The sequence below is a fragment of the Mycobacterium sp. genome (assembly GCF_019247635.1).
Classification (GTDB): Bacteria; Actinomycetota; Actinomycetes; order Mycobacteriales; family Mycobacteriaceae; genus Mycobacterium.
This window is the reverse complement of sequence record NZ_JAFBAR010000075.1, coordinates 59,651-73,160: the sequence shown is the minus strand read 5'-3', so window position 1 is coordinate 73,160 and position 13,510 is coordinate 59,651. Positions and strand designations below refer to the sequence as shown.

At 63.6% G+C, this 13,510-nt stretch carries 14 protein-coding genes; 10 read left to right on the top strand and 4 right to left on the bottom strand.

The genetic code is table 11. The annotated features are described in order from the left end of the window. Nucleotides 1-76: 76 nt before the first annotated feature. The 9 genes from JO236_RS11355 (at nucleotide 77) to JO236_RS11315 (ending at nucleotide 7,597) form a co-directional block, all read left to right on the top strand. Complete coding sequence (locus tag JO236_RS11355) at nucleotides 77-1,129, top strand: zinc-binding dehydrogenase (protein ID WP_323802154.1); 1,053 nt, start codon at nucleotides 77-79, stop codon at nucleotides 1,127-1,129. Next, nucleotides 1,126-1,527 carry a nuclear transport factor 2 family protein gene (locus tag JO236_RS11350; RefSeq protein WP_293329598.1) on the top strand — a complete coding sequence of 134 codons (402 nt, stop codon included), beginning with the start codon at nucleotides 1,126-1,128 and terminating at the stop codon, nucleotides 1,525-1,527. The genes JO236_RS11355 and JO236_RS11350 overlap by 4 nt, the downstream gene beginning before the upstream one ends. Next, nucleotides 1,524-2,351 (top strand): SDR family NAD(P)-dependent oxidoreductase, encoded by an 828-nt coding sequence (locus tag JO236_RS11345; RefSeq protein ID WP_293329596.1) that lies wholly within the window; start codon nucleotides 1,524-1,526, stop codon nucleotides 2,349-2,351. The genes JO236_RS11350 and JO236_RS11345 overlap by 4 nt, the downstream gene beginning before the upstream one ends. 3 nt (nucleotides 2,352-2,354) lie before the next feature. Continuing rightward, nucleotides 2,355-3,308 (top strand): LLM class flavin-dependent oxidoreductase, encoded by a 954-nt coding sequence (locus tag JO236_RS11340; RefSeq protein ID WP_293329594.1) that lies wholly within the window; start codon nucleotides 2,355-2,357, stop codon nucleotides 3,306-3,308. 146 nt (nucleotides 3,309-3,454) lie between these two features. Next, on the top strand, nucleotides 3,455-3,724 hold the full coding sequence (locus JO236_RS11335) for a hypothetical protein (RefSeq protein ID WP_293329592.1): 270 nt from the start codon (nucleotides 3,455-3,457) through the stop codon (nucleotides 3,722-3,724). Then, entirely contained in the window at nucleotides 3,724-4,950 is a 1,227-nt protein-coding gene (locus JO236_RS11330; RefSeq protein ID WP_293329590.1) for a cytochrome P450, read from the top strand. Before JO236_RS11335 ends, JO236_RS11330 begins: the two co-directional genes overlap by 1 nt. Continuing rightward, on the top strand, nucleotides 4,947-5,408 hold the full coding sequence (locus JO236_RS11325; protein WP_293329589.1) for a hypothetical protein: 462 nt from the start codon (nucleotides 4,947-4,949) through the stop codon (nucleotides 5,406-5,408). The genes JO236_RS11330 and JO236_RS11325 overlap by 4 nt, the downstream gene beginning before the upstream one ends. Continuing rightward, nucleotides 5,354-6,457, top strand: coding sequence for a dihydrodipicolinate reductase (locus tag JO236_RS11320; RefSeq protein WP_293329588.1), 1,104 nt, complete (start codon nucleotides 5,354-5,356; stop codon nucleotides 6,455-6,457). Before JO236_RS11325 ends, JO236_RS11320 begins: the two co-directional genes overlap by 55 nt. 48 nt (nucleotides 6,458-6,505) lie before the next feature. Then, the gene (locus tag JO236_RS11315; protein WP_293329587.1) at nucleotides 6,506-7,597 is read left to right on the top strand and encodes an NAD-dependent epimerase/dehydratase family protein; all 1,092 of its coding nucleotides are present in this window, start codon (nucleotides 6,506-6,508) and stop codon (nucleotides 7,595-7,597) included. Between the two features lie 86 nt (nucleotides 7,598-7,683). Here JO236_RS11315 and JO236_RS11310 read toward each other — a convergent pair whose 3' ends face one another. The 4 genes from JO236_RS11310 to JO236_RS11295 all read right to left on the bottom strand — a co-directional run bounded on the left by JO236_RS11310 (nucleotide 7,684) and on the right by JO236_RS11295 (nucleotide 12,383). Beyond that, nucleotides 7,684-9,120 carry a WS/DGAT/MGAT family O-acyltransferase gene (locus JO236_RS11310; protein ID WP_293329586.1) on the bottom strand — a complete coding sequence of 479 codons (1,437 nt, stop codon included), beginning with the start codon at nucleotides 9,118-9,120 and terminating at the stop codon, nucleotides 7,684-7,686. A gap of 34 nt (nucleotides 9,121-9,154) precedes the next feature. Continuing rightward, nucleotides 9,155-10,327 carry an alpha/beta hydrolase fold domain-containing protein gene (locus JO236_RS11305; RefSeq protein WP_416362223.1) on the bottom strand — a complete coding sequence of 391 codons (1,173 nt, stop codon included), beginning with the start codon at nucleotides 10,325-10,327 and terminating at the stop codon, nucleotides 9,155-9,157. 251 nt (nucleotides 10,328-10,578) lie between these two features. Further along, nucleotides 10,579-11,409, bottom strand: coding sequence for an LLM class F420-dependent oxidoreductase (locus JO236_RS11300; protein WP_293329584.1), 831 nt, complete (start codon nucleotides 11,407-11,409; stop codon nucleotides 10,579-10,581). A gap of 71 nt (nucleotides 11,410-11,480) precedes the next feature. Further along, the gene (locus JO236_RS11295; protein WP_416362222.1) at nucleotides 11,481-12,383 is read right to left on the bottom strand and encodes a 2-hydroxyacid dehydrogenase; all 903 of its coding nucleotides are present in this window, start codon (nucleotides 12,381-12,383) and stop codon (nucleotides 11,481-11,483) included. A 171-nt stretch (nucleotides 12,384-12,554) separates the two neighbouring features. On the opposite strand from JO236_RS11295, the gene JO236_RS11290 reads away from it, so the two are divergent. Next, nucleotides 12,555-13,343 (top strand): SHOCT domain-containing protein, encoded by a 789-nt coding sequence (locus JO236_RS11290; RefSeq protein ID WP_293329582.1) that lies wholly within the window; start codon nucleotides 12,555-12,557, stop codon nucleotides 13,341-13,343. Nucleotides 13,344-13,510 lie beyond the last annotated feature (167 nt).

Sequence of the window (13,510 nt, the reverse complement as noted above, 5' to 3'; positions counted from 1 at the left end):
GATCTTACGGTACTTCTTAAGTTCGAGAATCATACTTCGAATATTCGAAAATAGCAGTAAGGATGGGCTGCCCGAATTGCGCGCAGTTGTATTGCGTACAGGAGAATTGACAGTACGGGAGACTGCCGACCCCGTCCCCGGGCACGGCGACCTGCTACTGAAGACGCTCAGCACGGCGATCTGCGCGTCGGACGTTCATTTCATGGACCATCCTGACCTCGCGATAGACGATCCGACTGGTCGGTCGCTCTATGACGCTAACCGCGACATAGTCATGGGCCACGAGTTCGTCGGCGAAGTCATCGGACACGGTCCTGGATGCAGCGATGCGTTTCCGATCGGATCCAGGGTGACGTCGATGCCGATCCGGTTGGTGGACGGCGGCGCGGGCGGCCTGCGCATCATCGGCCAGCACCCCGAGGCGCAGGGCAGTTTCGGCGAACTGTTGGTAGTGCCCGAAGCGACGGCGAAGGTGATCGACGGTTCGGTGTCCAGCGATGCGGTCGCCGTGGTCGACGCGTTCGCGGTAGGTGAATTCTACGTTCGCGTCTCAAAACTCGAGCCGGGAGAGATCCCTATCGTCGTCGGTGCGGGAGCGATCGGACTGTCCGCCGTCGCGGCGCTATCCGCGCGGGGTGTGGAACCGATCATCGTGTCCGACTTCAATCCAGACCGTCGCGAACTGGCCCGGTCCGGCTTTGGCGCTCACGTCTTGGTCGATCCGGCGCAGCGGTCAATCTTCGACGTCTTCCGCGAAGTCCGCGCCGAGCGGCATCTGGGTGGTTCCGCGGTGGTGTTCGAATGCGTCGGCGCGTCGGGCCTCATCGACAAGATCGTCGCCGCAGCGGAGTTCTCCTCGCGCATCTACTGTGCGGGTGGCTGGTACACGAGCGACACGTTGAGTGTCACAGAAGCGACCCGCAACGGGCTGACCCTGCAGTTCGGCGGTGGACCGATGCCCCAGGATTGGTTCGGCGTGCTCGATGCAGTGGTGCGGGGCGAGCTCGACCCGCTGCCCAGCGTCGGGAAGGTCATCGGACTCGACGAGGTCCCCGAGGCGTTGGATCAAGCACGACGATCCGAGGGCCCGCCGCGGATAGTCATCCATCCGAACGGAGACGTGGCGTGAGTGACCGAGACGATATCTTCGACCTGACCGTCCGCTACGCGACAGCCATCGACAGTCGTCAATACAAATTGCTGTCAACGGTTTTCACCGAGGAAGCCGATCTCGACTATGGCGTGGTCGGGCATTGGAAGTCGGCCGCGGAGATCACCGAGTTCATGGACGCGGCCCACCTCGGCGCGGCGCAAACCCTGCACCGGATGACGAACCAGGCGATCACCATCGACGGCGATACGGCGACCGTCCGCACATATGTGGACGCGCTGATCCTTCTCGAGGACGGGTCCGGCGCAAATCCCGTCGGTTGCTACGACGATCATGTGGTGCGTACCGCCGACGGCTGGCGCATCAGCAGCCGCACGTACACCTCGGTGCGCCTCGGCGGGGTCACAGCCCAATGACGCCCGACTTCGCAGTCAAGTACGGGCCATGGGCGATGGTCGTGGGCGCTTCCGACGGTTGCGGTGCGCTGTTCGCAGAAGAATTGGGTCGCAACGGGATCAACGTTGTTCTCGTGTCGCGGCGGCAGCAGTTGCTCGATGAGGTGGCATCCGGTATCGGTGCGCGCACCGGCGCGCAGACGCGCACGCTGGCTCTAGACCTCACTGCGTCACGTGCGTCGGCTGCGATCATCGATGCAACAGTTGATCTCGAGATCGGCATGCTCGTGTACTGCGCAGGTGGTGATGCGAACTACAAGCCGTTCCTCAAGAGTCCGCTTGCTCACGCCGAGGGATTGCTGACCCGTAACTGTCTGGTGATGATGCAGCTGTGCCACCACTACGCGATGCAAATGGTGGAGCGGGGTCGCGGCGGCATCGTGAATTTCAGTTCAGGTGCGGCGCTGGCCGGCGGTCCGAACATGGTCGTTTACGGCGGCACGAAGGCTTTTGACACGGTTTTCACGGAAGGGTTGTGGACTGAAATCCATGGCAAGGGTGTCGATGTGCTCGGGCTGGTGCTCGGTAAGACGGACACACCTGCACTGCGGTTGCTGGAGCACAGCAGGGGCACCATCGAGTCGATGGATGAAGTGCCGTCAGGAGCAGTGCCCGCCCAGCTGGTGATCGACGAAGCGTTCGCCAATCTCACGAACGGACCGACGCTGATGGTGGGTGACGAGATGCGGATGGCCGCGGACGTGTTCAAGTCGATGAGCCGTAATGACGCCTCGAGATTAGTCATGGAGGCGAGCGCGCAGGCCATGGGACCGGAGCGCTCATAGACGATGTTTACGCTTCGGTTCGATATGCGCACACCGTCCATCGGCGCGCCGACGACAGAGTTATACGCCGCGGCTTGCGATATGGCGGAATGGGCGGAGACTCACGGCTGTGTTGCCGCGGTGCTGTGCGAACATCACTGCGCCGACGACGGCTATCTCCCCTCGCCCTTGCTGCTGGGTTCGGCTATCGCCGCGCGGACCAAGCAACTGATGCTGAATCTGGTTATTCTTCTCCCGTTCTATGATGTGGCGCGCCTGGCGGAGGACATGGCGGTACTCGACCACATCAGCGCGGGTCGAGCGACCTATGTGTTTGGAATCGGTTACCGCGCTGCGGAGTTCGACCACTTCGGCCTGTCGTTGTCCGATCGCGGACGGATCGCAGACGAGAAGCTCGGCTTGTTGCGCCGTCTGTTGGCCGGTGAAGAGGTCGAGCATGATGGTCGCCGGATGAAGGTGAGGCCGCCGCCGCGATCACCCCAAGGACCGATGATGAGCTGGGGTGGTGCAAGCCTGGCTGCGGCACGTCGTGCTGGGCGAAACGGGCTCGGTCTATTGGCCAACGGTGGCGTGCCCGGAATGGAGGAAGCATATGAGGCGGCTTGCCGTGAACACGGTCACGAACCCGGATTCGTAGTCATACCCGAACGGGATGCCGCCACGAATTGTTTCGTCGCCGATGATGTCGATGCGGCATGGGACGAGATCGGCAGCTACCTCCTGCACGATGCCATGGCCTACGCGGACTGGAATCCCGACAACACGGTGTCGGCCAACATCACCACCGCCAAGACCGTCGATGAGCTTCGCAATACGTCCTCGCACGTGATCCTGTCGATCGACGAAGCAAGGCAGCGCCTCGCCGCAGGCGAGGTGTTCAACATCTCGCCGCTTTGCGGCGGAATACCACCCGACATCGCGTGGCGGTATCTGAAGAGATTCGTTGAGCTGAGCTAGTGAAAAGGAAAGAGGCATGACTCAGGACCGGGTGGCCCTGCACGAAAGAAGCCTTCACCAAGTGGGAGGGTTATGCGAAGGCCATTAAACGGAATCGCCACGTCACATTCGGTGAAGAGTTCGTCTGGGCGCCGAACTACGTGATGATGAGCCCGTTGTTCAACGACGGCGTCCCTCAATCGGTCACCGACATCATGTCGGACGAGGTGGCGGCGGCCATGGCCAAGCAGGCGCCGGACGGCGACATCCTCACTCCGGAGTGGCGGATGTGGTGGAAGCACATGCCGGACTACAGCCTCGTCAGCCCCTTCGAATGTGTCGCTGGCGACTGGGGTTTTTCGTCCTGCGACACCTACGCGGAGACGCTCGCCGACGGGACGAGGTTGCAATTGCGGGAGGGCGGCGCGGGCGCCTGATGAACGATCAATCCGGCAGTTGCCCGGAGTCTGTACATTTTGATCCGTTCTCGGATGAGTTCTTCAACGATCCTTTCGATCTATATCGCCAGCTTCGTGACCATGCGCCGGTATACCACAACGCGCAGTACGACTTCTGGGCACTTTCACGCTACGGAGATGTCGCAAGCGCGATGCGTGATCATGAAACCTACTCCTCAGCAAAGGGTGTCACGCTCGACGACTTCATCGACCCTGATCCGGTGACCCCCGTGGGGGTGATCATCATGATGGACCCCCCGCAGCACACGCGCATGAGGTCGCTTGTGAACAAGGTCTTCACTCCACGTTCCATCGCGAAGCTCGAGTCGACGATTCGGGACGTGATCGAAAAGACCGCGCAGGCCGTCGATTCAGCGTCGTTCGACGTGGTCGAGGACTTCTCCGCCATCTTTCCGGTGGAGATCATCACCACCATGCTGGGTGTGCCTCCAGACGGACGTCAGCAGATCCGGCATTGGCTTGACGCGCTTCTTCTACGCGAGCCCGGAAACATCAGCATCACGCCGGCAGGTCGCGACGCGGCGGTGTCCATGTGGAAGTACTACTACGACCTTGTCGTCGACAAGCGCGCCAACCCGCAAGACGACATGATATCGAGACTCACCCAGGTCGAAGTCGAACGCGACGACGGGACCACCACCCGCCTCGATGACATAGAGATCTCGGCCTTCGCGTCGATGCTCGGCGGCGCAGGTGCCGAGACCGTGACCAAATTGGTCGCCAGCGCTGCGGTCGTCTTCGCGCGCCACAAAGGCCAATGGCAGGCGCTCAGGCAGGACAGAAGCCTGATCCCCGCTGCATTCGAAGAGTTACTGCGCTACGAGGGGCCCTCGCAGTACGACATCCGTTGGAGCAATGTCGATGTCGAACTACACGGTAAGGTGATACCCAGGCACAGGCCGGTCATGCTTCTCAATGGGTCGGCTACGCGTGACGAGCGAGCGTTCGCCGATCCGGATCGCTTCGACGTCCATCGTGGCCACTCCGGTCACAATCTCGGCTTCGGCTACGGAATTCACAGCTGTCTTGGTGCCGCACTCGCGCGCATGGAGGGCCGCATCGCCATCGATGTGCTGCTGGATCTCATTCCCGAGTACGAGGTCGACGTCGCGGGCCTGAAGCGCGTGAAGATGCCGAATGTCTTCGGCTGGGGACGCGTGCCCGTCCGCTCGGGATCGACATGACGTCGGAACGTCGCAGCGTCGTCATCACCGGCGCATCGGCTCCCTACGGTCTCGGTGTGACGATCCTGCTTGCAGGCACCTACAACACCGAGCTCACCCATAATGGTGCAGCCGTGTACCGGGACGATTTAGGTCCGTACGGCGTGCAGCGTCCGCGGATGGAGAAGCGCGGGCGTGCGGCGGTGCGACTGGCGAATTCCCCTGAGCGGTTCACACGTTCGCTGGCGAGAGCGTTGGAGCGGGATCGTCAACCGATTGCGCACCGTGGTGCCGGTGTGGACGCCAAGCTCTACCGTGCTCGCGCGCCTCATGCCGACGATGGCGATGCATCACATGATCAGAATCGGGTTGGGGCAACCGAAGTTCGGTGCTCTGAGGAACACGCACAAAGAGGATTTGAACAATGGTGTCTGAAAAGTCTCGAAAGTATCGAATCGTTCACGTGGGCACGGGGTTGACAGGTAAGGAGGCGCTGCGCGCGGTCATCGACGATCCTGCGCTGGAACTAGTCGGGGTAAAGGTGTCGACGCCCGAGAAGAGCGGATCAGATGCGGGTCAGCTTTGTGGTGTTTCGGATGTCGGCGTAACGGCAACCGACGATCTCGACGCGGTGTTGGCGCTCGCGCCCGACTGCGTTACTTATTGTGCCACTGCGGTTCGCCGCGAACCCGAGGCGATCGCTGACATCGTCACCTATCTCGAGGCGGGGATCAACGTCGTCACGATATCGACGATCCCGATGGTCTATCCGCCGGCCGCACCGAAGGAATGGCGTGATGCCGTAGAAGCCGCAGCGGCTAAAGGCAATTCGACGTTCTACGCGACCGGCGCTGAGCCGGGTTTCATCAGTTTGAACATTCCCACCGCGCTCCTTAACGGTGCAGGCACCGTCGAGTCGTATCGGATGGACGAGTATGCAGTTGACTTGGACAAGTCCTATCCGATCTGGGACGTCCTGCATGAATCCATGGGCTTCGGTAAACCCGATGGTCACGTACCTGCTCGAATCGCCTCGGGCAAGGTCAACCACGACTGGGAGACGGTGGTCTGGTACATCGCCGACATCCTCGGTCTCGAACTCGACAGCGTTGAACTGGATTGGGAAACGCTCCTCGCACCAACGGATCTGGAGACCGCAATCGGAGTGATACCGGAGGGCACGATTTGTGCGCACCGCTGGCAGCTCGCGGGTTTTGTCGACGGGCGGCCGGCCGTCGCGGTCCAGTACTTCGCGACGGTGAGTTCCACACCCTGGCCGCAGCGTTGGCCCCGGCCTTCGAGGGACGACCAAGGCGGAATGGTGATCCGCGTCAAAGGCCGGCCCAGCATGTGCTTGGAACTGTACTTCGAGCAGTCCGCCTCCGATCGAGTCAATCCCGGCGTGGCTGTGACAGCGCTGGCTGCGGTCAACTCAATACCTGAAGTCGTCGACGCCGCACCGGGGGTGCTTGCGCCGTTGGCAGGACCATCGATCGTCAGCAGGCAATCACGTTCCCAACGCCATTAGCGATCTTCGAGGTGCTGGGATCGTGGGAGAGCGCGCAGGAGGTAATCGGTGACCGGTGCGGTACTGGTGACAGGTGCACTTGGCCACGTCGGATCGACGACGGTCCGGGAGCTAGTAGCCGACGGCACCAAAGTTGTGGCCACCGACGTCTTGACCGATGCCAACCGGAAAGTGGTTGGCAAGTTGCCCAAGCGCGCATCGACTTATTGGGCTGATCTGACCGACGCCGATGCCGTCGAACGGATGGTCGCTGACATCGAGCCGTCGGCAATTGTCCACCTAGCCGCGGTGATCCCGCCCAGCTGTTATTGCAATCCAACCCTCGCACGCAAGGTCAACGTCGAGGGGACGGCGGCGTTGATCGCCGCCGCCCAACGATTGTCGTCGCGGTCGCGGTTCGTACAGGCCTCCAGTGTGGCTGTGTACGGACCACGCAATCCGTACCTCACCAGCGACCTGCTGGGTCCGGAGACGCCATTCAGTCCCATTGATACCTATGGCCAACACAAGGTTGAGGCGGAGTCGTTGGTGCGGTCGTTCGCGCTGGATTGGGTGATTCTCCGGTTGGGCGCCGTCCTCGACACGAACCTGTTCGCCTTGACCACCGATGCCGATGCGCTGTTGATGGAGTGGGCGTTACCCGCGGATGGACGGATCAACACCGTCGACGTACGTGACGTCGCCACGGGTTTTCGGGCGGCCGTCACTGCCGACGTGGTGGGGGAGGTTTTGATGATCGGTGGTGACGAATCGCATCGGCTCCTTCAGCGTGACGTCGGATCGGGTCTCGTCGGTGCGACCGGGCTGGCCGGCGCCTATCCGGTTGGCAGGCCCGGTGATCCGGAGCGTCCTGACGCATGGTTCGTCTGTGACTGGATGGACACGGCGCGGGCGCAGGCGAGTCTTGAGTTTCAAAACCATTCGTGGCCCGACATGCTGGCGCAAGTACGCGCTAAGGCGGGTGTGTGGCGCTTTCCGCTACACGTGCTCGCACCGGTGCTAGTACCGGTGATCAGGACAGTGCTCCACCGGCGGTCGCCGTACCGCGGCCGTCCCGGGATATTCGCCGACCCGTGGGGCATCTTGGCTGGTGCACTCCGAGCGTTCACCGATGCATGCGCGGACGTCGGATCGGCCTGAGGCTTTGAGCGTAGTAGGCCGCCTCTCAAACCAGACTCCGTCGAAGCCGGCGCGGCCCTCGACGAGCTCGAAGCGGCGACGTCGCCTTAGCCCAGCCGGGGCCCGACCAGCGCCATCGCGGTCGGAACCGGGGTGATGAGATCGGAATATCCTGCAGCGCAACGGATTTGCCCGAATTCGCGGACAAGGGCGTCGGTCACCTCGTGGGGATCGCCGACGGTGCAGTCGTCGGCCAGCACGGAGATGTTGAACTGGTCGGCATAACTCCAGACCGTGATGTTCAAGGCGCAGCCCGCGGTCAGCGGTCCGACTGAATAGATCTCGCTGAGTGTCAAGTCGCCGAAGCGGCCCCGCTGGCGGGGGCCGGGAACGTTGGAGATCGGGAGGTTGAAGATTCGGACCTTCGCATCGCGGCGCGACAACCACGCGAACGCGGCCGGCGCGAGCGCCGGGGGCACGAAAGTGGTCCAGCGGGCGGTGAATTCGGGCCCCAGCAGCCGGTAGTTCTCCTTGGCGACGTCGGCCGCCAGGTCGGTCAGTCGGATGCGCTCCAGCGGGTCGTCGATCTGCACCGGCAGCGAGACCAGCATACCGCCGAGTTCGTTGCCGGAGATGCGGTCGGGTGACAGGTCCAAACTGGATGGTACCGAGGCGAATAGCGGCTCGTCGGCATGCCCGTCGTAGTGCAGCAGCAGCTCGCGCAAGGCACCAGCGGCTACGCCCAGGACGATCGTGTTGATGGTGACGTTCAAGCGCTTGCTGACCTCTTTGACGTCGGCCAGGGCAAGCGTTGCGCTGGCGAAGGTGCGCCGCGGTGAGACCACGTGGTTCATGAATGTGTCCGGGGCCCGCAGGATCCGGGCCATGGAGGGGTGCCGTCGTCGGTTCCGGGAACGGCGATATACCGACGTGATCCCGGAGACCGTGTAGCCGACCAGGTCCGGCACCGTGCGGATGTTGTCGAGGTGGTCGCGTGCGGCCGCCGCGATCAGTTCGCGGCGTGTCGGGATGGGGTCGGGCGGGGGTAGGCTCCTCACCGCGGCGACTCGGGCCCTGGCGGGATCCATGGCGCGGGCCATCAGGTTCGCCGAAGCCACGCCGTCGGCGAGGGCATGATGCACCTTGCCGATAACGGCGACCCGATTGGCCTCCAAGCCCTCCACGAAATGACATTCCCAGAGCGGTCGATCGCGCGCCAGCGGGGTGCTGGCGATTTCGGCGGTGACCTCGTCGAGGCTGCGCCGGTCGCCACGACCGGGGGCCGTCACCCGTTTCAAGTGATAGTCCAGATCCACGTCACAGTTTTCGCGCCACATCGGGTGGTGCAGTTTCCACGGGATGTCGACGAGTTGGTAGCGCAGCGGCTCCATGAGGCCGAGGCGTTCGGCGATCAGCAGTCGGAACTGTTCGAACGTGAGACCCTTTCGGCCAGCGTCGATTACACCGATCTTCATCGTGTGGGTGTAGACGGATGGGGTCTGACTGTAGAGCAGCAAGGCGTCGTAGCCGCCGAGGCGTTTCACCGGCTACGCCCTTGCTCGGTCACGGGCGGTCCGACTAGCTCACCGACACTGTGGCGAGCCGGTGCCGTCGGTGCATTTCCCCAAGGAACAGGGCGATCGCCTGACAGGCCGCGCCGGTGCGCGCGCCATCGATGAGGTCGAAACCGTGCTGAGCGCCCGGCAGTTCCAGATAGCCGACGGGCTGCCGGGAGGTGCCCCGCAGGGCACCGACGAAGTCCCTGGCCTGCGCGACCGGAATTACGACGTCGGCGCCGCCGTGCACGACCAAAAACGGCGGAGCATCCCCGCTGACCCGCTCGATCGGCGATGCGGCGCGATAGACCTCGCTGTGCCGGTAGTAGCCGCGCTGGACCACAATGTCTTGCAGGAAATCGACAAAACCTTCGCGCTCGGGCGTCGAACGGTCGTACCAGTCGTATCGTCCATAGATCGAGACGACCGCGTTGACCGAGGCATCCGTACCGGCGGCGAGTTCGCTCTCGAAGTGCGGGTCACCCGCGGTCAGCCCGGCGAGCGAGGCAAGGTGCCCACCGGCCGAGCAGCCTGCGATCGCGACGAATTCGGGGTCGCCGCCGAACTTGTGGGCGTTAACGCGGGCCCAGGCGACCGCGGCTTTGACGTCCATCACGTGGCGCGGCCAGCGGTGTCGTGGGGACACCCGGTAATCGATTGCCAGGCACACCCAACCGGCTTCGGCCAGGCGCGACAGCAGCGCGTTGCCTTGATAGGAGCGGCTGCCGTGCACCCACGCCCCCCCTGGCACGAAGATCAGCACAGGCGCCGGGGTAGCCGGCAGATCGGGTCGGCGCCACACGTCGAGCAGCATTCCCTGGGTCTCGCCGTAGCGGACCTTGGGCTGATAGAGGTAGCGGCTTCGATGCTCCCCTCGCTGTAAGACGGGTGCCCACCGTTGCGGACGCGGCCAGGAGACGGATTCGGGGTCGCTGATGATGCCCCGAAGCGCAGAAACACACACGTCGACGGTCTCGGGGACCGCCACCGGCGGTGGGGTAGGCGCCGGCGGAGCGGTGCGGGGCCGCGAAATGGATCTGATGGCCGCCGGGATGTGCCGTGAGCCCCAAACTCCGACCGCCGCGATGGTACCGACTGGTTCCAGGTGACGTCCGATGCCCGGTATGGTCGCGCAGTATTCGCCGAACGCGATGGCGGTATGGGTCAGTTGTTTTCGCGCAAAACGCCCAGTCATCGAACCCCAGTTCGCCTGACGACGATGCGCCGTTGCCTCCGTCATTAGGCGAGACTACCGCCACCCCCACCCGGATGGGTGGAAACCTCGCTCATATGGACCGGCTGAGACTTCCGCGGCGTCCGCGCACCCGTCTGACGTGCGGTGTCATCTCAATCAGTTGGCACATCGAGACTCGCCTCAGACGGTCTTGACCGGGAGTTGCCGAGACTGGTCGCGCTCGTCGCACCAGCGATCCAGGGTGTGCTGACCTAACCCTGGTATCGAGCCACCTGTTCTGCGTACTTGTCCAGCAGGCGGAGCGACTCATCGAGGGGTTTGGTGGGCAACAACAGCGCAAGCCGTCCGAAACCCAGTTCCTGCGCGGCATGCCAGTAGTCGGGGTCCAGCGGCGTGCCGAACATCGCGAGCGGGACATCGTGGCCCGCGCCCGACCGCAGTTGATCGACACGTTTGTTCAGTTTCTCGATGGGGAACGGGTTCGAGATCCAACCGGCGTCGTGTCGGATCACCCGCTTGACGGTGGCGTCGGAGTCACCACCGATGAAGATGGGCGGGTGCGGCCTCTGCACGGGTTTGGGGCGGCTGAAGGTCGGGTCGAAGTCGACGTACTTGCCGTGGTACTCGGCGGGGTCTGTTGCCCACAGCGCCTTGATGGCCTCGATGCGCTCGTCCAACAGTGCGCCGCGCGTCTTGGGATCTGTGCCGTGATTGCGCAACTCCTCGATGTTCCATCCTGCGCCCACGCCAAACACGAACCGGCCGTTGGAGATTAGATCGATGCTCGCGGCTTCCTTCGCAGTGATGATCGGGTCGCGCTGGATGAGCAGCGCGATTCCGGTGAACAACTCGATAGTGGTGGTGACGGCGGCCGCGGCGGCGAGCGTGACGAACGGGTCCAGCGTCCGGTAATAGATCGGCGGCAGCTCACCGCCGAGCGGGTAGGCGGACTCTCTGCTTGCCGGGATGTTGGTGTGCTCGGCGACGACCAGGGAGTGAAAGTCTCGCTCCTCGATCGCTCGCGCCAGCGATACCGTATCGATGCTGTCGTCGTTGACGAAGGTGGAGATGCCGATCTTCATGAGCGCCTAACTGTCGTCCTTGGGCCGTGTCAACGTCGGTCCCCTGCGTGACTATTCCCCGCCTATCCAAATCACTGTCGTCGCGGTCGCAGTACGGGTGTGATCAGCTCGCCGGTGCTCAGGTAACTGTTGAGGTTGCGGATCGCGAGCAGCGCCATGGCCTTTCGGGTCCGCACTGTCGCGCTCCCGATGTGGGGAAACAGCACCACGTTGTCCAGGTTGAACAATTCGACGGGTACGTGAGGTTCGTTGATGAATACGTCCAGCCCGGCGCCCGCTAGCCTGCCGCCGGCTACCAACTCCACCAGGACGTCCTGGTCTACGACGCTGCCGCGCGCAATGTTGATCAGATAACCGTCGCGACCCAGCGCCTCGAGGACGGCGCGGTCGACCAGGTTCCGCGTGTTGTGGTCGCCCGTCGTCGCGACCACTAGAACGTCGACCGACTCGGCCAACTCCACCGCTGACTCCGCGTAGCGGTAGGGCGATCCATCGATCCGGTGGCGGTTGTGATAGGCGATGGCACAGTCGAATCCGAGCAGCCGAGTCGCGATGGCCGAACCGATGCGCCCCAACCCCAGGATCCCGACCTGCAGGCCGCTAAGGTCCCGGGCGTAAGGGAACGGGCCGTTCGATGCCCATCGGCCTGCCCGAACGTAACGGTCAGCGGCGCCGAAACGGCGCAGTGTCATCAGGATCAATCCCAGTGCCGTGTCGGCGACGGTGTCCGACAGCACGTCAGGGGTGTTGCTCACGCCGATTCCTCGGCGCCTCGCCGCCTCCAGATCGATCGAATCCACCCCGGCCCCATTGTTCACAATGGCCTCCAAGTTGGGCAGCGCCGCGATCATGTCGGCGTCGACTCCGGGCCGGCCCCACGTCACCACCACGCGGATCTGGCTGGCGTGCCCGACCAGGAAGTCGGCTCGACCGGGACCATCGGGGAGCCTGAGTATGTCGTAGCGCGCGAGCATCTCGTCGAACGTCCGCTCGAACTCGCCAACGCGGAGCACGTCGTTTGCCTTAGTTGCTGTCACGCTCGCATCATCTCCCGGCGCCGGTGCTTTCGGCAGTCCTCGGGTGCGCATCCCAGGGCGGCTTTGCGTAGTGTCGACACAGTACCGACGACGAAAGATTTCACCATCATGAAGGCAACGGTCACCCCCACCGCCGAAAGCGCCATCGCCGACATCGCCCAACGCCACGGAATCTCCCGCGAGGCGGCGCTGGCCATGCTGTTTGCCCTGCACGCCGGCGGCGGCACCATGGCTCAGTTCTCCATCCCCGAACTCGGCGGAACCGGGCAGTGGATGCGGGGCGGGATGACGATGGTCGGCAACATGTTCGACAACGCGCTCAAGGCACGCGTCGACGCGCTGTGCAACGACTTGGTCCAACTGCTGGCCACCACCACGGTCTTTCCCGCCTCGACCGCGGCGGACCAGGCCGGGTTCACCTCGGCCAACTGGTGGCCGGCCGACCTCGGTGTGCCCAGTTCGTCCGGGGGGCAGAACAGTGCGCGCTATGCGATCTTTCCGAGCACCCGACGGCTGGCGATCCAGATCAACGGTGTGACAAGGGTTTTCGATACCGGCGAACATCAGATCGGCGGTGTGCAACAGCAGCAGGGCGGCGGATACGGCGTGGTGAGCTTCACCAGCCAATTCGGCACCTTCGACGTATCGGACCTAAACGAGCTCGGTTCGCGGCAGGTCGCCGAAACTCCTGCCGCGGCACCCGCCCCGCGGCACCGGGCAGATACGACACCCCCGGCCGCACCCCAACCATCGGCATCCGAGTCCGCAACCGGTGCGTCCGGCGATTCGGCGGCGATCGTCGCGGCCATCGAGTCGCTGGCCGGACTGCATCAACGCGGCATCTTGTCCGACGACGAGTTCGCCGCGAAGAAGGCCGAGCTGCTCGCACGGCTGTAAGGCGGCGTCGCACAGGCGCAGACTCACTTCATCGCGTGGCCGGACCGCCCCAACTATGCGGCGGCCAGCGACATACCGGGTCGCGTGGGGCCCCAACGGTGTTGTGCGCGTTGGTCTCCGGGACCGACAAGGGCTGCGCTCGGCCAGGTCCTGCTCGACATCAACCG